Below are 22,353 nucleotides of genomic sequence, written 5' to 3' on the forward strand. Positions count from 1 at the left end.
ACCTGGAGGGGAGCGGGGCCGCGATCGGACAGCCGGTGCGTCTGGCCCCCGTCGCGCGTGTTCCCACGCCCGGCCCACCGGTCACACCCGCTCGGCCGCGGGCCGGTCACACCCGCTCGGCCGGGAGCCCGCGTCCCTCCCCGACCAGGCCGGCGATCGCGGCGGGCAGGGTGTCGGCGCAGGCGGCCGAGTCGTCCGCGGCCCACGAGACGTACCCGTCTGGACGGATGAGCAGGGCCGCGGCGCCCAGGTCGTCCGCGCAGGTGGCGTGGACGAGGTCGACGCGGGGCGGGAGCGGGAGGTCGGCGGGGACGGTTCCGGCGAGATCGAGCAGGACGGAGTGCCCCGAGCCGAACAGCGCCGAGAGCCGGATGGGGCCCGTCTTGGTGACGAGGTCGGCGTCGGGCATGCGCTGCCCGGTGAGCGGGTGGTCGCCGGGCAGCGCGTAGCGCAGCGAGAGGCCGGACATCAGGCCCGCGAGGTGGCGGTTGGTGTCGGGCAGCCGCAGCAGGTCGACGAAGATGTCACGCAGGGCGGCCACGTCCTCGCTCGGGTTGGGAGCCGCCAGGACGCGCTGGGCGGACGTGTGGTGCAGGACCTGGGCCGCGGCGGGGTGGCGTTCGGCGTGGTAAGCATCCAGGAGCTCCCCGGGCGCCCGCTCCTGGACGACCGCGGCCAGCTTCCAACCGAGGTTGAACGCGTCCTGGATGCCGAGGTTGAGCCCCTGACCGCCCAGCGGTGAGTGGATGTGCGCGGCGTCGCCCGCGAACAGGACATGGCCCGCGCGGTACTGCTCCAGCTGCCGGGTCGCGTCGCCGAACCGGGACGCGTTGTCCACCGCGCCGAGGGTGACCTCATGGCCGTACACCGCGGTCAGCGCGGCGGTGATCTCCTCGGGGGCGACCGGGCTCTCGCGGTCGGTGCCGGCCTGCTCCGCGCGCCCGAACGTGAACCGGTACCGGTCGTCGCCGAGCGGCACCAGCATGGCCCAGTAGCCGCCCGCGTGCCGGGTCAGGTCGCTGATGTGCCCCATCTGCCGCGGCACCAGCGCCGATACGGCGGTCAGTCGGATGTCGGCCAGCACGGCCTGGTGCGTGCCGGGCCGGCCCGGGAACGGCAGCCCGAGCAGCTTGCGCACCGTGCTGTGCCCGCCGTCGCACGCCACCAGATATCCGGCCCGCACCCGCGTCGGGCCCGCCGTCACGATCACGCCGTCGTCGTCCGACTCGACCCCGGTGACGGCGGTCCCACGCAGAACCCGCGCTCCGGCCTCGGCCGCCCGTTCCTCGATCACCTCCTCGATCTCCCACTGAGGGATGGCGATCGGGAACGGGTGCCGGGTGCGCCACGGTGTGCAGTCCAGCGGCACGGGCAGGGTCGCGAAGTGCCCGCCCGCCGGATCGCGCGGCAGGGCCCGCTTCAGCAACGGCTCCAGCAGCCCGCGCAAGTCCAGCAGCTCCGCCGTACGGGGTTGGATCCCGCCGCCCTTCACCCTGCTGGACGCGCTGCGACAGCTTCTCCAGCACCAGCGTCCCGACCCCGGCCAGGGCCAACTCGTACGCCAGCGTCAGCCCCGTCGGGCCGGCGCCCACGACAACGACCTCGGTCTCCATGTCGAACAAGACCCTCACTCCCTCTCAACCCTCGACTCGGAGTAAATGTATACCAGGTGCAGAAATGCCCTCGGGGTAGCTATCTGCTAGGTTGGGTGCCGTGAACGGCGAGCCAGGGCTACGGGAGCGAAAGAAGCAGCGGACCCACGCGGCGATCTCCGACGCGGCGATCGCGCTGTTCCTGGAACACGGCTTCAACCAGGTCTCGGTGGCCCAGGTGGCGGCGGCCGCGGAGGTGTCCAAACGGACGCTGTTCGCCTACTTCCCCACGAAGGAAGACCTGGTGCTGCACCGCCTCGCCGACCATGAGACGGAGATCGCCCGCGTCGTACGGGCCCGTCCGCCGGGCACCGCCCCGCTGACCGCGGTGCGCGAGCACTTCCTCGCGGGACTGCGCGAACGGGACCCGATCACGGGCCTCAACGACCACCCCCAGGTCCGCCGACTCCACCGCATGATCCTCGACGCGCCCTCCCTGGTGGCCCGGATGGAGCGCTTCAAGACCACCGCCGAACGCGCACTCGCCGAAGCCCTGCGGGAAACGGCGGACACTCCCGAACTCACCGCGCGACTCGCGGCCGTACAAATCGTCGGCGTCCACTGGGCCCTGGCCCAGGACAACGCGGACCGACTGGTACACGGGGAGTCGGCCGACGCACGCCATGCGGGAGCGGTGGCCGACGCGGAGCACGCGTTCGGGCTGCTGGAGAACGGGCTGCGGCAGCTGGCGTAGAGGGCCTTCGAGAAAGTCGTTTCTCTTGACGAGTAGGCGCCGACCATCATGGTCGTCGAGACGTTCCATACACGAGAGGGCGAGTGAGCCGGGTGTCTGGAGGCGGGCAGCGGGCTTTGACAGAGCTGTGGCAGCGGCGATGGCCCCACTGTCCGCCGGTGGGTTACAAGCTTCGTGACCCGTATCGAGAAGTTTGGGTGCGCTTTCACAGCCTGCCGCAGTCGAAGCGGTACGCGGAGGACGAGAGCGAGTACGCCGTCGTCCTGGAGCGTTACAACACCGTCCTCGACGAGTTGTTCGCCGGCACGGACGTATACGTGATCACTCCCCACTGGTCGGCCGAAGCCGAAGTCCCGCCGCTCCCACCCGGCGCCGGCTACTGGCAGAGCCTGCTGGCGGAGGACGACCCAGAGCCGGAGTTCCGCACCTACTGTCACCTCTTCGCCGCCCGCCGGCCATGGCAACGTGGCTGCATCGACGAGTTGCTCCGTGACATCGCCGACGACAAGGTGGCCGGCGTCCTCATCACCGACACACGGATGCGGCGCATCCACCACCCCTACGACGGTGGCGCCGACGTCTTCCTGCCCACACCGGAGGAACGGGACCGCATGCGCGATCGGCACACCGACTGGCTCTCCGCGCATCCGTCAGGTCTCTGACAGCCCCGGGACAGCAGCGGTCCCGGGGCACGCGGCTATCGGTCGATCATCCGGCACGTCGAGGCATCGGCCGGGCGATGCAGATCGGCTCCGTGTTGGTAGCGTGCCACGATGTTGATGAACGACATGGGCGACGACACCGACGCACGTACGGACGAACGCACGCGGGTCAACATCACGATCGGTGCCGGCATGCTCAACGGGCTGATGCTCCTCGCCGGCCTCTTCTCGGCCGCCCTGCCACGCCTGTTGGGTGCAGTGCTCGCCGCCGTAGCCCTCGTGGGGGGCTGGCTGGCCGTGCGGGGGCATCGCCGCCGTAACGCCAAACTGGGGCTCATAGCCTGTGCCCTTCCAGCGGGCTGCCTCTTGGTACTCCTCGTAATCAGCAAGATCATCAACTCGTGACCCGTTGATTGGATTCCGCCCCCCAGGGTTTGTCAGTGGGCAGGGGCAGACTGATCGCATGACCACGTCCCGCAACGGCTCTCGACACCTTCACCCTGATCTCGCATGGGTGCAGTCGATGGGTGGCCCGCTGATCGTCGTTCCGGTCTCTGTGCTCGATCAGTGGGGTGGCTGCACGGAAGAGGGCGTGATCATCGGCGGCAGCGATGTTCCTGACGACTACGACCGTGCATGTGATGTGGAGGGCTGGGCTGGGACGATCAAGGTCGGGGCGGAAGGCTCAGGGCTGGTGCTGGCCGACGAGCCGGCCACGACCTGCTACCTGGCCGAGCAGAACGTCTTCGTGCGATGGCTCGCGGCCAATTCCGACGCCGCGCTCCTGGAAGCCGCCAACGACCTCCTCACCAACCCCTCAACGGAGTGGGAGGACTGCGGAGTTTGGGAGACCGACGGGCCGGCGGTTCTCCTGGACTCTGTGACAGCGGGAGCTGACCTCGGTATCGAGTATCCCGGTCAGTCAGGCCGGCCAGAGCAGGCTGCCGTCGCTGTGCCCGCCGGACGCTGGAGCGTCCGCGCGTTCCACCAGACCGGCGACTTTCCTTGGGTGGGCGTCGTCCAACTCCTTCCGGCACCGTGACGCACGTGCGCCCATGCCTCGGAGGCAACGTCGACCGCGCAGGAGGTGGTTCTGACGGCGCCCGACTCCCTGAACCGACGGAGAGCCACGTACGCCGCACACTCGATCGATAAGGTGTGCGCTCGTCGATGATCGACTGTGCGCGGCCACGAGCCGCTGGGGAGGGGCTGGTTGTGGGCAGGATGCCCGGCGTATTCACGCTGCCCAGAATGCTGCGGCACTTCGCGGCCACCGGTGACGGACTGCCGCCGGACGGAGCGGTGGAAGTGGACGCACCGGATGCCGATCTGCGGACCGCGCTGTCCGCGGCGCGGTCGGGAGCCTGGGAGCCGGCGGCGGAGTTGCTGGCGCGGACACGCGTCGACCGGGACTGGGACCGGCGAGGCCAGTACAGCGCGGGTCTCGCCGAACTCGCTCTGCACCACACCGGATGGTTCGACGAGTGGCGGCGAGCGCGACCCGGCGACCCCGACGCCGCCTTGGTCGCCGCCGAGTTGGAGATCGACCGCGCCTGGGAGATCCGTACCGCCGCGCGCGCCCGGCATGTGTCGCGGGAGCAGTTCCAGGCGTTCCACACGGTCCTGCGCGACGCGATACCGGTCCTGCGTACGGCAGCCGACCTCAACCCCGAAGACCCCGTTCCCTGGCGGGTGTTCATCGCTCACGCCATGGGACTCGGAGCTCCGCGCGACGTGTTCGACGAGCACCTGGCTCGGGGGCGCGCGGCGGACCCGCATCACATGGGGCTGCACGCCCGCGCGGTGCAGTACCTGGCGCAGAAGTGGTACGGCTCGCACGCGGAGATGTTCGAGTTCGCCGAGTCGGCCGCCGCCGCGGCACCCGAGGGGTCACCCCTGCGCGGTCTGCCACTGCATGCGGTCACCGAGTACGCGCTGGAGCATGAGGCAGGGATCGGGAAGGGGCCGGTGGCCTGGTCCCGGATCGAGGGGCTCGTCCAGGCGGGACTGGAACTGTCGGCAAAGTTCGAGCCGGGTGACCGACGGGCCGCCGGCTTCCGCAATCACCTGGCGCTCGCGCTGATCCGCTCCGACCGTGAGGCCGAGGCACTGGAGGTGTTCCGGCTGATCGGTACCGACGCGCGCACGTTCCCGTGGGCCTACCTGGGCGATCCCCGGGAGACGTTCCTGCTGATGCGCCAGGGAGTGCGCGCCCATGTCGCCCGCCGGACACCGTACTTCGCCGGCTCCGTGCCCGAGTGCGACACAAACCGCCCGTCGGAACCCACGGACGCGGCGACCGCCGCAAAGCTTCCTGCCGCTGCCCCGGCCGTCGCGCACGCCGGTGCGCCGCTGCGTGACGTCCGCGAGGCTGTTCTGATCACCGGCACCACCATGCGTCTCGCGCCGGCGCCGGGCGGCGGCACGTTCGTCGAGACGGCACCCTCGGTCGACCCTCCGGGCCGGCGCAAGGGCATGCGTACGACGCTGCTCGGGGAAGGCGGACTGCCCCGCCTGGCCGCCACGTTCAGCCGGGGTGAGAAATGGCCCGTCCTGGTCGCGGCCAAGGAGGGAGCCGACTACACGCTCCAGCTCTACCGCGACGGCCGTCTGGTGGCCGCCCACGTGTGGTGGGCGGACCCCGCGGAGATGCCTACACAACAGGAAGCGGCTGAGCGGGCCACCGCGCTGACGGCGGCTTACGGGAAGAAGGACCACCGGCCCCTGGCCGCCGCATTGCGCGGCACCGGCGATCCACGGCACCACCTCGACGAGGCCTTCGCCGCGCTGGGGCTGCCGCCCCTCCCCGCCGGCTTCGGGCACCGACCGGAGGCTTTGGCCGAGGCTCGAGGGGCGCAGGTGGTGGAGCGGCGGTCGTTCCTGCGCGCCATCAAGGAGTCGCTGTCATCGGAGAGCGGCGGCACCTCTGGCGGAGAACTGCCACCCTTGACCTGAGTCGCCAGGCACCTTGACCGCCCTCGGCGCTTCGCCGGAGGGCTGACGGGTATGCACGCATGTGGCGCGACGGGCTAGGTGGCGTGACCGGCAACGCGCGCGGCCTCCGTCAACCGGCGTGTCACTACACTGCGCCGTGGCACCACAGGACACACACGGCAACTGGCCGGAAGTGAACGGGGAGAGGCATGGCTACGGGGGCATGGGGGCCGGGAAACGGCCAGGGTCAGCCTGGCGGCAACGGCCCGGGAGGCCAAGGCGGTTGGGGCGCTCCGTACGGACCACCGCAGGGGGCTCCCTACGGACCACCGCAGGGCCCTCCGTACGGACCACCGCAGGGCGGCCCGTACGGTCCGCCACCACCGCATCCGGGCCCGTACCCGAACCAGCCTCCGTACCCCTACGGCCCCCAGCCCGCGAGGCCCGCCGCCCGGCGCCGCGGCGGCTGCCTGTCGTTCGGTTTCCGCTTCGGACTCGTCGGCGTGATCCTGCGCTCCGCGCACCGCGCCGCCACCAGGCTCTTCGCGCAGGAGGGTGAAGGCCGGATCGAGGACCGCACCGTGGACCGGGTCCAGGTGGCCCGCACCGTGCTCGGTGCCTTCGCCACCATCGCCCTGGTCCTCGCCTACAACGTCGACCCGAACCGCTGGGAGGACGCCGCGTGGAGCGGTGCCGCCCAACTCATCGTCGCCCCGTTCGTGCTGATGATCGCCGCGCCCCTGGTCATCATCGGATTCATCTACTACGCGCCCCCGCACCTGCGGCCGCATCTGCGCTCCCGGCTGCGCGCTCCACTCAAGGCGGTCGGCTGGTACGTGCTGACGTTGGTCGTCATCGGCGGAGTCCTCGTCCCGACGGCCCTGACCGTCGACGCCAACGACGGGAAGGACTGGTGGGAGTACGCCCTGGCCGTCGCGTCACTGATCGTGATCGTGTGGGGTTTTCCCTTCTTCTTCATGGCGTCGCTCTACTCGGCCCGCAGTGCCTTCAACAGCGCCCAGGTCCACCCGATGCTGCCGCCCATCCTCACCGTGGCCCTGGTGTGGGTCTTCGCGGCCTTCAACGCGATCGGCGACGGCATGCCGTCAGGCCCGCCCATCGTCCAGTTGTGCTCCACGCTGGGCGGGCCGCTGACGGTGACCGCGGTCTCGCTGTGGGAACTGCGGCGCATGAGGACCCGTTTCGGCGTCACTCTGCGCGCCTGATGGGCCGGCCTCGGCGGTGGTGGTGCGGACCGCGCCCGGTCGACGCGGGGGCGCAAGCCGTGATCTGGGTGTGATCAACAGCCCGTAGTCTTCGGTGAATCAGGGGAAACGGGGATGCGGTACCGAAGGCGGGGGACGGACAAATGACGTATCGGCGTGCGTTAATACCGGCGTTGGTAGGAGGGCTGTTGCTGACGGTCCTCCTGTGGTGGGCGGGGGCGAGCACCAACGCGCTGGATCTGCCGGGGGCCTCGAGTGTGTTCGGCGCCCAGTCCGTCGGCGAACTCAGAGGATGGCTCGGCCCCTGGTCCTACGATCCGCCGACCTCGGCCGGCTTCGACAGGGGGACCGGCGGTTCCGGGGTCGGCGCCGGGCACTACACGGATCTGCATCACACGGCCCTGCAGATCCGGTTCGCCGCGGTCTTCGCCTTCTTCGCCGCCGGGACAGTGCTCCTGGTGCGCCGACTGCCGCCGGTGAAGGGCCGGATGACGGCGGCCTTCCTCGCTCTGTGGGCGTGGGGTCTGGTGGCCGGGGTGGTGGCACTGACCGTTTCCGCACCGTGGTGGATCGCCGCGCAGGGGCACGGCAGCTATCGCTTCCTGCCCAATCTGGCGAGTACGGCCGCTTCCGGGCGACCGGTCCTCGTCGTGGCCGCGCTGGTGGCGGCGCTGGGCACGGTGCTCGTCGCCCGTGTCTCCGTCGACGACACCGCGCAAGTCGTGCGCCAGGCCATCTCGGCACGGGCCGCCCGTCTGGCCGCCACCGTGGGGACCGCGGTGGTCGCCGTGTCGCTGCTCGTGCTGTCGTACCAGCCGGTCGCCGCCTCCATCCAGACCATCTCGGGCACCAGCGGGCTGTTCGCCGAACCGGGCGATCTGCTGCGCCAGTGGTTGCTGTTGGGGGCGTGGTCGGGTCCGTCGGGCGCGGAACTCGGCGACTGGCTGCTGTACCGGGCCGCCGATGTGCTGCTGCTCGTACTGGTGTGGTGGTCCCTACGACGGCTGCCCGCCCTGCTCTCGCGCCCCACGCTCCCGGCGATGGCCGTGTGCGCGGTGTGCGTGGTCGTCCTGGGGTTGCTGGTGGGGCAGTTGCTGAGGATGGCGACGGACAGGTACGCCCTGGCGTACGGCCCGTTGCACCTGTTCGCCGGCCTGGGCGGCGGCGTGCCGGCCGCCGTGACCTTCGGGTTGCTTGCGGGAGCGGCGGCCGCGGTGACCCTGCGTGTGATGACGCGCCGAGGGGACGGGACCGACGAGCCGGCGACTTCTGCGGCGGGGTCGGTCCCTTCCTCGTAGGCGCCCGTTACATACTGCGGCCTGACCCTGCTGAGCCGCGGTCCACCAGGCCTGCGCCTACTGGGCCGCGGCCCGCTCGGCGAACCCCGCCCGCGCGAGTGACCTCGCGACCGCCGGCAGGTCGCGCGGATCACCGTCGGGGTCGACGGGACGCAGACGCTCCATCAGCGCCCGCGGCTCCAGCCGTCCTTCCTCGGCGTCGGCCAGAAGGCTGTCGGCGCTCGGCCCGTCGCCGCTGTCGTCGATGTGGTCCTCCAGTTCGCCCAGCAGACGACCCCGGTCGACGAAGCAGCTCACGCCGCAGTCCAGACCGTCGTCCTGGAGGGTGTCGGGGTAAGACGCGCGACTCCAGGCGCCGTTCTCGTACCAGTAGACGCAGCCCAGCTCGTTCCCTTCGAGCCGGTCGCGCAGTTCCTCGTAAGGCAGCCAGTTCGGAGCGCCGGCCAGCATGTCGACCGGCGGCTCGTGCCACTTCACGTCGCTCGACTCGTCCTCGCCGTAGAGCACGAACCTGCCCTCGCCCCTGTCGGACAGGATCCACCAGGTGCACCCGGCGTCGTCCCAGTGCAGACCCGCCTCGTCGATCCAGCGACCGATGCGGTGGTGGCTCGGGGTCTGCTCCTTCTCGGCGGTCGCCTCCACGGCGGCGAGCAGCGCCCAGCGGGCCCACAGCACCTGGCCCGGCGGAAGGTCCTCCGGCAGCCCCGGACGGTGAATGGTCATGCGCGCCCCCGTGTGTACTTGGTGTGCGATGGTGATCACCGCAACAGTACGGCGTCCGCCACGCCGCGCTCGACGTGGCACCGGCACCCCCACCGCGCCTAGGCACCCCCGCGCTCGACGTGGCACGGGCACCCCCACAGCGCCAAGGCACCCCCGCGCTCGACGTGGCACCGGCACTCCGCACCGCGCCTAGAAACCCCCGCGCTCGACGTGGCACCGGCACTCCGCACCGCGCCTAGAAACCCCCGCGCTCGACGTGGCACCGGCATCCCCCACCGCGCCTAGAAACCCCCGCCCTCGGCCCGGACGACCTCACGCCCCGCCGCGTCACCGGAACGACCCCGCAGTGTCTGGCACACCGACCACAGCACGGCCACCAGCGGTACGGCCACCACCGCACCGATCACCCCCGCCGCGACCGCGCCCCCGACGACCGCCAGCGCGACCACGACAGGGTGCAGCCGGACCGCCCAGCTCATTACGACGGGGTGCAGTACGTGCCCCTCGATCTGCCCGATGATCACGATCAGGGCCACGACGAGCAGGGCGATCAGCGGGCCCTTCGTCGCCAGCGCGACGACGGCCGCGACCGCGAGGGCGATCGGCGAACCGATCAGCGGGACGAAGGCGGCCACGAACTCCAGCAGCGCCAACGGCATGGCGAGCGGCACACCGAGGATGGACAAAGCGATGCCCACGAGGATCGCGTTGGTGCCCGCCACCAGCAGAATGCCACGCGTGTAACCCGTAAAAGTCCGCCAGGCGGCCTGGCCTGCGACCGTGGACCGCTGCCGCGCCGCCGGGGGAAGCTGGTCGCACAGCCACTGCCACTGCCGGTCGCCGGAGTGCGTGAAGAAGACCGCGCAGAACAGGGCCAAGGCGAGCACCGTCAGCACTTCGAGCAGGCGGCTCGCCCCGCTGACGGCCTCACTGATCAGCGTGGAGCGGTGGCTCGACAGGAGCTTGCCGATCCGGGACTGCAGATCGTCGAACACGTTGGCGGGAAGCCGGAAGGGCGGGTCCTCCAGCCGCCGTTCGATCCGGTCGATCCCCGCGACGAACTCCCTCTGCAGCCCGGCCCGCTGATCCGCCACGATCTCACCCACCAGGGCCAGCACCCCGAGGACGAGGACGATGCCGCCGATGACCGCCCCGGCAACCGCGAGCAGCCTGGGCACGAACCGGGCGAAGAGGTCGGCCACGGGGCGGAGCACGGCGGTGAGGACGAGACCGAGGAACACCGCGACGGCGATCCGGTGGAACTGCCCGAGCACGGAGAAGAGAGCCTGCACGACGATGCCCACGACGATGATCCGCCACGCGTACGCGGCTGCGGTCCGCAGCAGGCCCGGTACACGCGACTCCGCGCCGCCGAGGGGTCCGGGCGGCGAGGCGGCCCAATCACGGGATGGCGGATCAAGGGGTGGTGAATCACGAGGCGGCGGATCAGGGGCTGGCGGGTCAGGGGACGTGGACATCTCATCCCCGTTACCACCCACCGACCCTCGGACCGCGGAACCGACCCGGAATTCCCCCGAAGGCCGGTACCGGCCACCCGAGCCGCAGGTCGGATGACGGAACGGATGACCGAACTGATGACGGAACTGATGACGGAACCTGAGTGTGAACGCTTGCCCCTGGGACCGAACCGCCCGCGCAGGCACCTTCAGACGGTCCCCGGCACCCGCTCGATGGCCACCATCGCGGCGTCGTCCCCCAGATACCCGCCCGCGTGCCGCCGCAGGTCCTTGCACAGGTGGGTCAGGAGAGCGTCCGGCCCCTTGCCGCCCATGTCGGCCAGCCGTTCCGCGAGCGGGTAGAACGTGCCCTCGTGGTCGCGGGCCTCGATGACACCGTCCGTGTAGAGGAGGGCGATGTCGCCGTACTCGAAGGAGAAGGTCTCCTCGGACAGCTCGGTCTCCACGAATTCGGTGAGGCCCAGCGGCGGAGCCGGCCGGCCCACTTCGAGCGCGGTGACCCGGCCATGACGCAGGAGCAGCGGCGGAGGGTGGCCGCAGTTGATCAGGTGCAGGACCGGGTCGTCGTCCGGGATGTCCAGCGCGGCGGCGGTGATGAACGCCTCGCCACGATCCTCAGCCGCGGCAGGGGCCGCGGGGTCATCCAGGTCCGAGGAGACGGTTCCCTCCAGGAAGGTCATGAGCGCCGGGAGATCCGCCTGTCTGTGGGCCGCTCCCCGGAAGGCGCCCAGCAGCAGGGCGGCGTCCCCGACCGCCTCCAGACCCTTGCCCCGGACGTCGCCGATGACGAGCCGGGTCGCGTGCTCGGTGCGTGCGGCGGCGTACAGGTCACCGCCGATCTGCGCCTCGGACTCGGCGGCCAGGTAGACCGAAGCGATACGCAGGGGGCCGACCCGTTGGGGGAGCGGTTTGAGCACGACCTCCTGCGCGGCCGTCGCCACCGACCGCAACTGCATCAGTTCCTTCTCATGACGTTCCCGCCGGGCGGCGAAAGAGGTCACGAACGCCGACATCAGGATCAGGGTGATCAGCTGAACCGAGTGGTTCATGTCGATGAGCGTGGTGCGCACCACCGCCACCACGGCCTGAGCCAGGACGGCGATCGCCCCGACGCACGCCGTCGCCCGGGGACCGGCGAACGACGCGGTGACGGCGGGCGCCGCCACCAGGAACGGCCCGAGATGGACGTCGGACGGAGCCAGGATGTCGACCACCGTGACGATCACGATCAGCGCGAGCGGCACCGCCAACAGTGCCTGAGGTGGCTCCTGTGACCAACGAAGATCTTTGAGGCGTCTCGGAACCATATGTTCTGGATACACCCTGCCGCGCCCCGGCGCCCGCACCGACGCCCGATCACTCCGACGGGCGTGCGATAGGTTGCACGCCGTGCCTGGACCTCTACCCGTCGCCTGGCCACCTGCCCCGATCAGGACCGAACGGCTCGTGCTCCGCGAGTCCGAGGCCGGCGACCGTGCGGCGTTCATCGAGCTGTTCGCCTCACCCGAGGTCGGCACCTACATCGGCGGCCCTCGACCACGTACTGAGCTCGAACGCGCGGTGCCCGAGGTGCCCGGACGGGGCCCCGGCACGTTCGTGATCGATCTCGACGGGGCGATGATCGGCATGATCACGCTCGAACGGCGTGACGGACAACGCCCCGGTCACGTACGGCGCGACGCCGAAACGGCCGAGCTCGGCTACATGCTCCTGCCGCAGGCGTGGGGACGCGGCTACGCCGCCGAGGCGTGCGCGGCGGCACTCGACTGGTTCGCCGACGCGCTTCCCGGCGAGCCGGTGGTGCTCTGCACCCAGACCGCCAACGACCGCGCGATGCGCCTCGCGGCGAAGCTGGGATTCACCGAGGTGGAGCGGTTCGAGGAGTACGGCGCCGAGCAGTGGTTCGGCATGTGGTCGCCGGTCACACCGACCGGTTGAGCTCTTCTCAGCAGTACGGCGCCTGGTTGGTCAGGGACGCCGCCACGCGCATCCACACGCCGAACAGCCGATACAGGCCGGGCACACCGCCCTGCGCCTCGACGGTCCGGGAGTCTGTCGCGGTAACTCCGGGAATTCCCAGGAGCATCGAGGCCACCGAGGCGGACTGCCAGCGGACGGCGAGAGTGGACGGGCCCGCCGCGGGGGCTGAGGACTTCGGCGGCACGGAGAGACTGGCAGCGACCGCTTCCTCGATCGCCCCACGCGCTTCGTCGGCCGGTCGTAGCTCCGCCGCAAACCGATCTCGCGCGTACTTCACGGCCACCGTCGTCACGGAGGGATCCCATTCCGCCATCTCCGCGCAGGCACAGTCGTCACCGGTGAGCACCGCCACCGGCATGCCGATCGCCCCCGCGGTGGCGTGAGCCAGGCCGATCTCACCCACGGGTCGGCCGTCCAGCCACATGTCCTCGATCTCGTGCCCCATGAAGCTGTGGCTCAGGACGCCGAGCGCCCCGGCCCGCGAGTGGTAGCCGACGCAGATCACGGCGTCGTGCTCGGGGGTGAGGCCTTCAAGCATGCCCATCTGCTTGGGCTTGCCGCGGATGAGGCGCGCGGCCGGGTGCAGCGACTCGGGCAGGAGGTTGCGCATCGGGCCGTGCGCGTCGTTGACGGTGATGTCGGTGGCACCGGCCGCGACGGCACCCCTGATGGCGGCGTTGACGTCCTCCGCCATCATCAGCCGACCACGCTCGTAGTCGCGTCCGCCCGGCTGGACATCGTCGGCATCCACGAGCCCTGTCACGCCTTCCATGTCCACACTGATGTAGATCCGCACCGCGCAGCCTCCTCGAAGCTTGATCACTTGGGAGACGTCGGCTGATCTTCCTGCGGTTCCTGCACGCGGCCGCGAGGACCCACGGCCCTACGGAAGCCGGAAGACCCGCCCGAGTGCCTCGGACAGTGCGGCCGCGGTCCCCGGAGTCGTCAGCCGCGACAGTCGAGCGCTCAGATATCCGTCCGCGCTCTTGGGCAACCTGCCCGACGCGCTCAGCGCATCCAGGCCCGCGTACCAAACGAACCGCACGCCCGTGAGGCCACCAGGGCGGAGGCGCGCAGCGCCTGTGCGAAGCGCTCCGAGGTCAGCTCCTGCAGGCCGGCGAGGTGATGGGTGAGCGCTCCGTGCAGGACGTCCCCGGCGCCGAGCGTGTCCGCCACCGGCACGCGGGGCACCTCGATGGTCCCGTCCCCGTCGGGGCCCGCCCACACGATGGGCCGTTCTCCCTGGGTGACCGCGGCCCAGGCGACCCCCTGCTGTCGGAGGAAGCGCAGGGTGTCGGCGGGGGAGTGGATGCCGGGCGGGTGGAAGTCGGCGGAGCAGACGGCTACGTCGATCCAGGGCAGCAGGTCCGGTGTGCCCGGCTTCCAACTGCCCGCGTCCAGGACGGTGCGGCGCCCGGCGGCACGCGCCGCGCGGGCGGTGGCCGTGGCCAGTTCCCGGTGGTGGCCGTCGAGTTGGACGATGTCGCAGGCCGCCACCAGCGCGTCCAGGTCCTCGGGCGGGGCGAGCCGATGCGCCGAGGCGTTGGTCGAGGCGACGGCGCGTTGCCCGCTGGAGGCGGTGACCATGATGGAGGACACGGCGGGCGGGTCGGCCGAGTCGCGCGCCAGGTCCGTCACGTACACGTCCGCCCGGTCCAGGTCGGCCGTGATGGCGAGGGACAGCGGGTGGGAGCCGATGGCGGTGACCAGTCCGGCGGCGCCGCCGAGGTGGGCGAAGGTCACGGCCGCGTTCGTCGCCGGGCCGCCCGCGGCCACGGTCTGTTCGCGGGCGGTGAGCTTCTCGTCGGGGGCCGGGACGTGATCGACGAGCTGGATGACATCCAGGGTGCACAGGCCGACGAACAGTCCGGATGGCCTTCGTGCCGCTGGTGGCTCCATCGAGGTGTACCTCCTTCTCGGCATCCGTGCCCCGGAGCGCCGTGGCCGACGCCTCCGCTTGCGGACCGTGGTGTCCGTATGGGCTGGAGGCGTCGGCCACGCGACCGGTCAGGAATCGAGAAGCTCCGGCCACAGGGCCGCGCCTAGCGTGTTGGCCATGGAAGAAACCAAGGCACCTACCGCATCCACCGAGTCCCTCGCCTATGTCACGGTCGAGGTCGCCGACGTCGAGGCGGCCCACCGTTTCTACGCCGTCTTCGGCGTGGACAAGCACATCCGCCTCCGGGCATCCGAAGCCCCGTCCACCGGCTTCCGCGGCTTCACCCTGGCGCTGACCGTGTCCGGCCCCGCCACCGTCGACCACTTCCTCGGCGCTGCGATCGACGCCGGCGCCACGGTACTGAAGCCTGCCGCGAAGTCGCTCTGGGGCTACGGCGGCGTCGTCCAGGCCCCGGACGGGACGATCTGGAAGGTCGCGACCCCGGCGAAGAAGGACAACGGCCCGGCCACGACCGAGATCGACGAGGTCGTCCTGCTGCTGGGCGTGGCCGACGTGAAGGCCAGCAAGCAGTACTACGTCGGCCGGGGCCTGACCGTGGCCAAGAGCTTCGGCGGCAAGTACGCCGAGTTCGACTCCGGCGCGTCCGCCCCCGTCAAGCTGGCGCTGTACAAGCGCCGCGGCCTGGCCAAGGACCTCGGCGTCCCCGTGGACGGTTCCGGCTCCCACCGCATAGTCCTCGGCAGCACCGCCGAATCGTTCACCGACCCGGACGGATTCGCCTGGGAGAGGTGAGTCGCACTCCCCCGCGCCGTCCAGGGAAGCCTGAACCACCCCGACACAGAGCCCCCTCATCTCGCACGAGAGGAAACCAGCGATGCAGCGTACGAAGTCGATCACCACTGATTTGACCGAGAAGTCCGGCACGGCCGAGGAGCGGTACACCGGATTCACCGCCGAGGAACGCGCCGCGATGAAGGAACACGCGCAGGAGCAGAAGAAGGCGGCCGCGCGGCGCGGTTCGAGGGCGGAGAAGGAGGCGGCGGCGGAGCGCGATGTGCTCGCGAAGGTCGCCGAGATGCCGGAGGCGGACCGGGTGCTCGCCGAGCGGATCCACGCCATCGTCAGGGCGGCCGCCCCCGAACTCACGCCGAAGCTCTGGTACGGAATGCCGGCCTACGCCAGGAACGGCAAGGTCGTCTGCCACTTCCAGGGCGCGCACAAGTTCGGCACGAGGTACGCCACGCTCGGTTTCAGCGACCAGGCGGCGCTCGACGACGGCGCCATGTGGCCGGTCGCGTTCGGCCTAACCGAGTTGACGGCAGCGACCGAAGAGCGCATTGACGCGCTGGTGAGGAAGGCGGTGGGCTGAGGTCGCCCCCGACCGCATGAGCCCCTCCCTGACTGGACACCATCCGTAGTGGTTTGGATACCTTGCGGAGTCGTTGACGTCGGGTGAGAGGAAGCATATGGACTCGGGCAGACGGCAGTTCCTGGGCAGGTGTGGTGCCGCGCTTACGGGGGCGGCGGCGCCGTTCGTACTCCCTGGCCCCGCGCTCCAGCAGGGTCACGCACACGAGAGCGGCAGGCAGCACGAGCGCTTCATGTGGCTGGCCGTCGAGCAGGCCCGTAAGAACCCCAAGTGGCCCTTCGGCGCGGTGATCGTCGACACCCGCACCGGCGAGGTCCGGGGGAGCGGTGTCAACACCGGCGCGGACAGCCCCCTGCTGCACGGCGAGGTGGTCGCCATGAACGACTACGTACGTCGGCAGGGCAACCAGGGCTGGGCCGACACCACCCTCTATACGACCGGTGAGCCCTGCTCGATGTGCATGAGCGCGATGGCGTGGGCGAATCTGCGCCGCGTCGTGTGGGCCAGTTCGATCGACGAGATCCGGCGGACCGACATCGTCCAGATCGACCTGACCGCACGGCAGGTGGCCGCCTCCGCACGGTCCTTCTACACGCCGGAGCTGCTCCTGGGCGGAGTCCTCGCCGACCACACGAACCGCCTCTTCGAGGAGGCCCGGCGCCTGCGCCGGCGGTTCCCCGACCCGCCCGCTATCCGCCGTGGCTGACCGGCGCGAGCGAGGCGAGCGCCCCGATCAGCAGCGCCAGCACGATCAGGCGCGCCCGGATGATCCTGCGCATGGGTCTTCCCCCTCCCCATGTCGTCCCGTCGGCCTTCCTTCACTTCATCTATAGCCCAGGGGAGTTCATCGGCCCAGCCGTTGTCAGCCCAGCCGTCATCGGCCAGCCGTCATACGCCCCCAGGAGGCGAGGTGTGGTCGTCGTCGCCCCCGATGGAGCGGGCCACGGCGAAGATCCGCGCGCACCGCCGCGTCATGGCCTCGGGTGACTGGTCGGGGTGGTTGATCCACCAGCGGACCAGGGCCGTGCACAGGCCGCGCCAGGCGTATTTGAGGGCGTCGGCGTCGAGCGGGTCCGCGGATCCGGCCGTGTGCAGGAGGTCGGCCGTGCCGCTCGCGGCGAGGTCGTCGATGGCGCCGCGGTAGTACGCCGCGCGGCGGGCCGCGTCGCTGCCGGGCGGCAGCGTGGCGTCGTAGAGGACGAACCAGGCCTCGCGCCGCCCGTCCAGCGCGGTGAACAGCGCGTCCAGTACGCGCAGGGAGGTGGGCGGCGCACCGCTGTCGCTGTCGGCCATCGCGTCGCGGACGACGTTCAGCAGCCGGTCGCCGATCGGTTCCAGGCATGCGAGGTAGAGGTCCTGCTTGCTGCCGAAGTACTGGTGCAGCAGCGGCTTGGTGACCCCCACGCGCGCGGCGATCGCGGCGACGGTGGTGGCCTCGTAGCCGTGGCGGCCGAACTCCTCGGTGGCCGCCGCCAGGACCTGTCGTTCGCGCGCGGCCCTCGGCACCCCCTTGGTGCCGGCCTTGGACGGGGGCGAGGGCATTGTCATGGCCACCATCTTACCCTACGGTAATTTACCGTCAGGTAAATTCCTCTGAACCTCGCTGGGAGCACCCTCATGCCCGCCACCGCGCCCGACCCCGCCGCCTCCCGCGCACGCTCCTGGTGGGGCTGGGGGTACGCCGACTCCCACCCGGACGACGACGAATGCCTCGCGCTGGGCGCCCTGTTGCCGGGCGCCCTGCCCCGGCCGCTGCCCGTACCCCGGGTCGCCGACCTCGCCATCGGCAGCCCCGGCGTGACCGCACCGCCCGCCCTGGCGCACGTGGTCACCGCCGATCCCGAATCGCGCGCCGCCCATGCGATGGGCAAGGCCTACCGCGATATCGCCAGGGCCCTGCGCGGACGCCCCGGCCGCATCCCCGACCTCGTCGCCCGCCCGACGGACGAACAGGACGTGGCCGACCTGCTGGAGTGGGCCGGCGAGCAGGGCGTGGCGGTCATCCCCTTCGGTGGTGGCTCCTCGGTGGTCGGCGGCGTGGAGTACCGAGGCGACGCGCACCGCGCCGTGCTGTCGCTCGACCTGACCTCCATGGACCGGGTCGTGGAGATCGACACCGCGAGTCGCTCGGCCCTCATCCAGGCAGGGGCGCTCGGCCCGGTGCTGGAGGAGCAGTTGCGGCCGCACGGCCTGACCCTGCGCCACTTCCCGCAGAGCTTCGAGTTCTCCACGCTCGGCGGCTGGCTGGCCACGCGGGCCGGCGGCCACTACGCCACCGTTCACACCCACATCGACGACTTCGTGCAGTCCCTGCGCGTCGTCACACCCGCAGGCACCGGCACGTCCTGGCGGCTGCCCGCCTCCGGCGCCGGACCGTCGCCCGACCGGATGTTCCTCGGCAGCGAAGGGGCCCTCGGCGTCATCACCGAGGCATGGATGCGCCTCCAGGAACGCCCCCGGCACAAGGCCTCCGCATCCGTGACCTTCGCCGACTTCCACCGTGCGCTCGACGCCGTGAGGGCCATCGCCCAGTCCGACCTCGCCCCGGCCAACTGCCGGCTGCTGGACCCCGGTGAGGCGCTGTTCTCCGGCGCCTCGCACGACGGATCCTCCGTCCTGGTCCTGGGCTTCGAATCCGCCACCGCCCCCGTCGGTGACCGTCTCGCGACGGCCCTGGACATGGCCCGCGGACACGGCGGACGCGGCGAGGCTCCGAGCATGTCCGGCGACGCCCCGGCTGACGCGGCCGTGAGTGCCTGGCGCTCGGCGTTCCTGCGCATGCCCTACCTCCGGGACGGCCTGGCCCGTATGGGCGCGGTCGTCGACACCTTCGAAACCGCAGCCACCTGGGACAGGATCCCCGCATTGATCGAGGCGGTTCGCGAGGAGGTCAAAGCCGCGGCGCTGAAGTGCACCGGACACGAGGCCACCGTCAACTGCCGTCTGACCCACGTCTATCCCGACGGAGCGGCCCCTTATTTCACCGTGGCCGTCGCGGGCCGCCCCGGCGACGAGGTCGAGGTCTGGGACGACATCAAGGCCGCCGCGAGCGATGTCCTGCACCGGCACCGCGCTTCGATCACCCACCACCACGCCGTCGGCCGCGACCACCGCCCCGGTTACGACCTCCAGCGCCCGGAGCCCTTCGCGCTGGCTCTCCGCGCGGCCAAGGACGCCCTGGACCCTCGCCACATCCTCAATCCGGGCGTCCTGGTCGACTGATTCAGCCGGAGTACGTCCGGGCTGTGGGGTTCTTGTGTGTTAGTCCGTTAGCATGATCGAACTTACGAACGAGTTACCTGCCGGCTAACTTCACACACCCATGGCTAACAATTGATATATAGATCAAGGCGGTTGTTGTCGCAAAAGCCGCGAATAGACCGCAATAACCAAATTTCCATATGGCGCCAACCGCGAATACTCGGGTGGGGCGCGGCGGCCGTGATCGCCCTCGGGTTCCTGATCGCGCTGGAGGTCGCCGCGCGTCGCTACGGTGAGCGCGGGCCTCTCACCAATCAGGCGCGAGAGGTGATATTTCCGCCCAAGTCGGGCTTTCTCCTTTACGGCAGCCTGGCGTTGATGACGGTCGTGCTCACCTGGCGGCAGAGGCTCCTCGCGTTCGCCGCCGCGATCGGCATCGATATCGTCCTGCTGCTGGTGCGGTTGGCGCTCGGTGTGAAGATGACCGGGGGCCACCCGTTCGGGAACGGCGCGTTGTGGGTGATGGTGGGGTGCGCCGTGATCGCCGTCACGCACCGCACCGGCCGGGAGCGGATGCTGCTGCTCAAGGGGGTCGGGCTGGGCCTGCTGCTCGTGGCCGGCCGCAAGACCGGCGACACCTGGCTGCTGATCACGTCCAAGACCCGCCCGACGGTCCTCGACCCGTACGTGGCGACCGCCGACCACGCACTCGGCAACCCGTCCTGGGTGGTCGGCCGGATCGTACGGGCCACCGGTCCCGTCGGCGCCCATGTGCTGGACTACGTCTATGTGCAACTGGCGCTGGCCGCGGTCTGCGTCGCGCTGTACCAGCTGCGCCATGTGGCGGCCGAGCGCCGCTTCCCCGGCCACCATCTGGTGCGCACCTTCCTGGTGATCGGCCTCCTGGGGCCCGGCATCTACATGATCTTCCCGGTGGTCGGGCCGATCTTCGCCTACGGCGCCGACGGCGGACAGTGGGCGGTGAGCAACCTCTGGCCCGAGACGCCACCACCGCTCACAACCCTCCACTCCATCCCCTTCGACGGGATCACCCCGCGCAACTGCATGCCCAGCCTGCACACCGCGTGGGCCACCGCGCTGTTCATCCACTCCCGCAAGGGCCCGCGGCTGCTGCGCTACGCGGGCACCTTCTGGCTGATCGCGACCCTCGGCGCCACCCTGGGATTCGGCTACCACTACGGCGTGGACATCGTGGCAGGCGTGGTGTTCACGCTCACCATCGAGGCAGCCCTGCGCGCGCTCGACCGAGGCTGGGACCGGGCGGGGATCCAACTGGTCGCCCACGGCACGGCGGTCTTCGCCGCACTCCTGCTGTCCTACCGCTACCTGCCGATGGAGATGGCCACGTATCCGTGGCTGTTCGGACCGCTGGTGGTCCTGGCCATGGCCTCGGTGATCTACGCCTACCTCCGCACCACCGGCCGGTGGGAGCCGAAGGCAGTACCGGTGCCGCAGCCGGAACCGCAGCCCGAACTGGTCTGACGCACGCCCGCAGGGAGCGCTCGAGCGCCGGTTGGCCACCCGGTCGGCCAACCGGCGCGTGACCTCGCCAGCCGCCCCTCAGGTGTCGATTCCTCGACTCAGTCTTGATTTGGCCGAGCTCGCCGATGACTGGCCTACGGAGCGTGGACCGACATCGCCCGCTCTGACGTCAACTCCCAGCGCATCATCACCCTGTGCGTCATCATCGACACGGCCAGTCGGCAGCTGATGACGGCCCTACTTCCAGTGACGAAGACCGCGCAGGACCCGGCGATCGAGAACTGGGTGTCCGGCCGCAACCCCGGCTCGCCCCGGACGGGTCCCGCCAGCTGCTGTGCAAGCAACGCTGTTTACGCAGCCTCAGGGCCTACGCTCAAATGGCCACAAATCGCTTCGCCCTACAGGAAGAAGTCGTACCGCTCGATGGTGGTGCCGATGAGGCCGGCGGCGACGATGCGCTTGAGATTCGGACATCTTGGGGCTGATTCGACTCAGGGCCGGGTTGGCCCATCAGTCAGGTCGCCAACCGCGCAACTTTGCCGGGTGGTGGGGGAACGGTGGTTGCACTGACTCCCGTCTGGCATTGCCGCTCGGCTCTGCGGGCACGGACAAAGCGCTGCGACTGGGTGTGGTGCGCGTTCGTCCCAGCCGATTCTTGGTCTGTTGGTGGTACACGCTCACCGTCGCCTCTGACCTGCGGCAAAAGGGTGGAATCGTCTGCTGCTGAGCCGAGTTGGTCCGCACCTGGTCCGGATCTTGGTGCGTGATCTGTGGTGGATGGCGTGCGAGTCCTGAGGTACGACACGGCACATGTCGTAGAAGCCGTCTCTGGGCGTCCCGCTGGTCCAGGACGGGCGCGTAAGTCCAGGCCGGAGCCCTGTGACACGCAAGCGTCCATGGGGCTCGTGACACGGACGTGACAGAAGATGCGCAGCGGATCCCCTGTGTGCAGCGACGGTATTCGGGGAGAGCATGTCCCGTGAGCGGATGCGGGCACACCTCGTGGCCTTCACCGCGAGGCTCCTCGCTCCGCACAGCACGCCGGGCTGAGGGACCGGTTCAGTCCTTCGTCGCGAACGGCAGGCGGGTGAGGCTGCGGTCGTGCAGGCGGCTGAGGAGCAGCAGTGAGCAGGTGGCGCCGATCAGCGCGCAGAACATGTCCCACTGGGTGTCCCAGACATCGCCCTGGGTGGCCAGGAACGCGTCGGCGGCCTGTCCGCCGATCACGGCCGCCGCCCACTCCAGCATCTCGAAGACGGCGCTGAAGGCGAGGCAGGCGCAGACGGCCAGCGGGGCGAGCCAGCGGCTGCCGCGCAACGGCGAGGTGCGGACGAGGAGTTCCCGGACCAGGATCGCCGGGACGAAGCCCTGCATGAGGTGGCCGAAGCGGTCGTAGGGGTTGCGCTCCAGGCCGAACCAGTCGCGCACCCAGTCTCCGGCCGGGACCTCCGCGTAGGTGTAGTGCCCGCCCACGGTCAGGACCAGTGCGTGCACGGCGAGCAGACCGCACAGCAGGCCGCTCAGCGGGAACCGCCGCCGCAGCAGGATCGCCAGGGGCAGGCCCACCATCACCCACACCGTCTCCAGCAGCCAGGTGGTCGGGTCCTTGGCACCCCACGCCGAGGCCATGAGCGCCGCGGCCACGACGGCCACGAGAACGGCGGGCAGTCGGCGACCGGTACCGCCGGGGGCCGGCGGTGCGTCCGATGGTGAGGGGTTGAGGGACATGTGGA

At 70.5% G+C, this 22,353-nt stretch carries 20 protein-coding genes and 1 pseudogene; 13 read left to right on the forward strand and 8 right to left on the reverse strand.

From position 1 onward, the window contains the following. Positions 1-106: 106 nt before the first annotated feature. Positions 107-1,613, reverse strand: a pseudogene (locus ACIRD7_RS08580) (FAD-dependent monooxygenase). Between the two features lie 100 nt (positions 1,614-1,713). Between ACIRD7_RS08580 and ACIRD7_RS08585 the strand changes: the two are divergent. The 7 genes from ACIRD7_RS08585 (at position 1,714) to ACIRD7_RS08615 (ending at position 8,466) form a co-directional block, all read left to right on the forward strand. Further along, positions 1,714-2,346: a TetR/AcrR family transcriptional regulator gene (locus tag ACIRD7_RS08585; protein WP_403451342.1), complete on the forward strand. Its 633-nt coding sequence runs from the start codon at positions 1,714-1,716 to the stop codon at positions 2,344-2,346. A gap of 197 nt (positions 2,347-2,543) precedes the next feature. Further along, positions 2,544-3,008, forward strand: a complete 465-nt coding sequence (locus ACIRD7_RS08590; RefSeq protein ID WP_403451344.1) for a hypothetical protein — start codon at positions 2,544-2,546, stop codon at positions 3,006-3,008. A gap of 111 nt (positions 3,009-3,119) precedes the next feature. Next, positions 3,120-3,413 carry a hypothetical protein gene (locus ACIRD7_RS08595; RefSeq protein WP_403451345.1) on the forward strand — a complete coding sequence of 98 codons (294 nt, stop codon included), beginning with the start codon at positions 3,120-3,122 and terminating at the stop codon, positions 3,411-3,413. A gap of 58 nt (positions 3,414-3,471) precedes the next feature. After that, positions 3,472-4,050: an Imm21 family immunity protein gene (locus tag ACIRD7_RS08600; protein ID WP_403451347.1), complete on the forward strand. Its 579-nt coding sequence runs from the start codon at positions 3,472-3,474 to the stop codon at positions 4,048-4,050. A gap of 209 nt (positions 4,051-4,259) precedes the next feature. Further along, positions 4,260-5,963 carry a hypothetical protein gene (locus tag ACIRD7_RS08605; protein ID WP_403451349.1) on the forward strand — a complete coding sequence of 568 codons (1,704 nt, stop codon included), beginning with the start codon at positions 4,260-4,262 and terminating at the stop codon, positions 5,961-5,963. Positions 5,964-6,445: 482 nt separating this feature from the next. Next, on the forward strand, positions 6,446-7,168 hold the full coding sequence (locus ACIRD7_RS08610) for a hypothetical protein (RefSeq protein WP_403451351.1): 723 nt from the start codon (positions 6,446-6,448) through the stop codon (positions 7,166-7,168). Between the two features lie 143 nt (positions 7,169-7,311). Then, positions 7,312-8,466: a hypothetical protein gene (locus ACIRD7_RS08615; protein ID WP_403451353.1), complete on the forward strand. Its 1,155-nt coding sequence runs from the start codon at positions 7,312-7,314 to the stop codon at positions 8,464-8,466. Between the two features lie 57 nt (positions 8,467-8,523). Here ACIRD7_RS08615 and ACIRD7_RS08620 read toward each other — a convergent pair whose 3' ends face one another. From ACIRD7_RS08620 to ACIRD7_RS08630, 3 genes are all read right to left on the reverse strand, one after another. After that, positions 8,524-9,189, reverse strand: a complete 666-nt coding sequence (locus ACIRD7_RS08620) for a hypothetical protein (protein WP_403451354.1) — start codon at positions 9,187-9,189, stop codon at positions 8,524-8,526. 281 nt (positions 9,190-9,470) lie between these two features. Then, a complete protein-coding gene (locus ACIRD7_RS08625; RefSeq protein ID WP_403451356.1) occupies positions 9,471-10,493 on the reverse strand; it encodes an AI-2E family transporter in 1,023 nt (340 codons plus the stop codon). Between the two features lie 362 nt (positions 10,494-10,855). Further along, on the reverse strand, positions 10,856-11,974 hold the full coding sequence (locus ACIRD7_RS08630; RefSeq protein WP_403451358.1) for a PP2C family protein-serine/threonine phosphatase: 1,119 nt from the start codon (positions 11,972-11,974) through the stop codon (positions 10,856-10,858). A gap of 82 nt (positions 11,975-12,056) precedes the next feature. Here ACIRD7_RS08630 and ACIRD7_RS08635 point away from each other — a divergent pair, with 82 nt between their 5' ends. Then, positions 12,057-12,605: a GNAT family N-acetyltransferase gene (locus ACIRD7_RS08635; RefSeq protein WP_403451360.1), complete on the forward strand. Its 549-nt coding sequence runs from the start codon at positions 12,057-12,059 to the stop codon at positions 12,603-12,605. Positions 12,606-12,612: 7 nt separating this feature from the next. Here ACIRD7_RS08635 and ACIRD7_RS08640 read toward each other — a convergent pair whose 3' ends face one another. Both ACIRD7_RS08640 and ACIRD7_RS08645 read right to left on the reverse strand, forming a co-directional pair. Further along, positions 12,613-13,443, reverse strand: a complete 831-nt coding sequence (locus ACIRD7_RS08640) for a M55 family metallopeptidase (RefSeq protein ID WP_403451361.1) — start codon at positions 13,441-13,443, stop codon at positions 12,613-12,615. Positions 13,444-13,655: 212 nt separating this feature from the next. Then, positions 13,656-14,546, reverse strand: coding sequence for a PfkB family carbohydrate kinase (locus tag ACIRD7_RS08645; RefSeq protein WP_403451363.1), 891 nt, complete (start codon positions 14,544-14,546; stop codon positions 13,656-13,658). A 157-nt stretch (positions 14,547-14,703) separates the two neighbouring features. Here ACIRD7_RS08645 and ACIRD7_RS08650 point away from each other — a divergent pair, with 157 nt between their 5' ends. The 3 genes from ACIRD7_RS08650 (at position 14,704) to ACIRD7_RS08660 (ending at position 16,622) form a co-directional block, all read left to right on the forward strand. Next, a complete protein-coding gene (locus tag ACIRD7_RS08650) occupies positions 14,704-15,339 on the forward strand; it encodes a glyoxalase (RefSeq protein ID WP_403451364.1) in 636 nt (211 codons plus the stop codon). A 178-nt stretch (positions 15,340-15,517) separates the two neighbouring features. Further along, positions 15,518-15,916 (forward strand): iron chaperone, encoded by a 399-nt coding sequence (locus tag ACIRD7_RS08655; protein ID WP_403451730.1) that lies wholly within the window; start codon positions 15,518-15,520, stop codon positions 15,914-15,916. A 97-nt stretch (positions 15,917-16,013) separates the two neighbouring features. Then, positions 16,014-16,622 (forward strand): nucleoside deaminase, encoded by a 609-nt coding sequence (locus ACIRD7_RS08660; protein ID WP_403451365.1) that lies wholly within the window; start codon positions 16,014-16,016, stop codon positions 16,620-16,622. A 182-nt stretch (positions 16,623-16,804) separates the two neighbouring features. On the opposite strand, the gene ACIRD7_RS08665 is transcribed toward ACIRD7_RS08660, so the two are convergent. After that, positions 16,805-17,458, reverse strand: coding sequence for a TetR/AcrR family transcriptional regulator (locus ACIRD7_RS08665; protein ID WP_403451732.1), 654 nt, complete (start codon positions 17,456-17,458; stop codon positions 16,805-16,807). Between the two features lie 75 nt (positions 17,459-17,533). Here ACIRD7_RS08665 and ACIRD7_RS08670 point away from each other — a divergent pair, with 75 nt between their 5' ends. Next, entirely contained in the window at positions 17,534-19,138 is a 1,605-nt protein-coding gene (locus ACIRD7_RS08670; RefSeq protein ID WP_403451367.1) for an FAD-binding oxidoreductase, read from the forward strand. Positions 19,139-19,309: 171 nt separating this feature from the next. Continuing rightward, complete coding sequence (locus tag ACIRD7_RS08675; RefSeq protein ID WP_403451734.1) at positions 19,310-20,620, forward strand: phosphatase PAP2 family protein; 1,311 nt, start codon at positions 19,310-19,312, stop codon at positions 20,618-20,620. A gap of 1,059 nt (positions 20,621-21,679) precedes the next feature. Here ACIRD7_RS08675 and ACIRD7_RS08680 read toward each other — a convergent pair. Continuing rightward, a complete protein-coding gene (locus ACIRD7_RS08680; RefSeq protein ID WP_403451736.1) occupies positions 21,680-22,348 on the reverse strand; it encodes a DUF2238 domain-containing protein in 669 nt (222 codons plus the stop codon). Between the last annotated feature and the right edge of the window lie 5 nt (positions 22,349-22,353).

It is taken from the genome of Streptomyces sp. NPDC093568, assembly GCF_044764945.1.
GTDB lineage: Bacteria > Actinomycetota > Actinomycetes > Streptomycetales > Streptomycetaceae > Streptomyces.

What these genes read in the sequence shown, in the direction of transcription:
- ACIRD7_RS08660 (WP_403451365.1), top strand. Translation starts at nt 16,014, where the DNA reads ATGGACTCGGGCAGACGGCAGTTCCTGGGCAGGTGTGGTGCCGCGCTT.
- ACIRD7_RS08615 (WP_403451353.1), top strand. Translation starts at nt 7,312, where the DNA reads ATGACGTATCGGCGTGCGTTAATACCGGCGTTGGTAGGAGGGCTGTTG.
- ACIRD7_RS08630 (WP_403451358.1), bottom strand. Translation starts at nt 11,974, where the DNA reads ATGGTTCCGAGACGCCTCAAAGATCTTCGTTGGTCACAGGAGCCACCT.
- ACIRD7_RS08665 (WP_403451732.1), bottom strand. Translation starts at nt 17,458, where the DNA reads ATGCCCTCGCCCCCGTCCAAGGCCGGCACCAAGGGGGTGCCGAGGGCC.
- ACIRD7_RS08605 (WP_403451349.1), top strand. Translation starts at nt 4,260, where the DNA reads ATGCTGCGGCACTTCGCGGCCACCGGTGACGGACTGCCGCCGGACGGA.
- ACIRD7_RS08650 (WP_403451364.1), top strand. Translation starts at nt 14,704, where the DNA reads ATGGAAGAAACCAAGGCACCTACCGCATCCACCGAGTCCCTCGCCTAT.
- ACIRD7_RS08600 (WP_403451347.1), top strand. Translation starts at nt 3,472, where the DNA reads ATGACCACGTCCCGCAACGGCTCTCGACACCTTCACCCTGATCTCGCA.
- ACIRD7_RS08645 (WP_403451363.1), bottom strand. Translation starts at nt 14,546, where the DNA reads ATGGAGCCACCAGCGGCACGAAGGCCATCCGGACTGTTCGTCGGCCTG.
- ACIRD7_RS08670 (WP_403451367.1), top strand. Translation starts at nt 17,534, where the DNA reads ATGCCCGCCACCGCGCCCGACCCCGCCGCCTCCCGCGCACGCTCCTGG.
- ACIRD7_RS08655 (WP_403451730.1), top strand. Translation starts at nt 15,518, where the DNA reads ATGAAGGAACACGCGCAGGAGCAGAAGAAGGCGGCCGCGCGGCGCGGT.
- ACIRD7_RS08680 (WP_403451736.1), bottom strand. Translation starts at nt 22,348, where the DNA reads ATGTCCCTCAACCCCTCACCATCGGACGCACCGCCGGCCCCCGGCGGT.
- ACIRD7_RS08595 (WP_403451345.1), top strand. Translation starts at nt 3,120, where the DNA reads ATGTTGATGAACGACATGGGCGACGACACCGACGCACGTACGGACGAA.
- ACIRD7_RS08620 (WP_403451354.1), bottom strand. Translation starts at nt 9,189, where the DNA reads ATGACCATTCACCGTCCGGGGCTGCCGGAGGACCTTCCGCCGGGCCAG.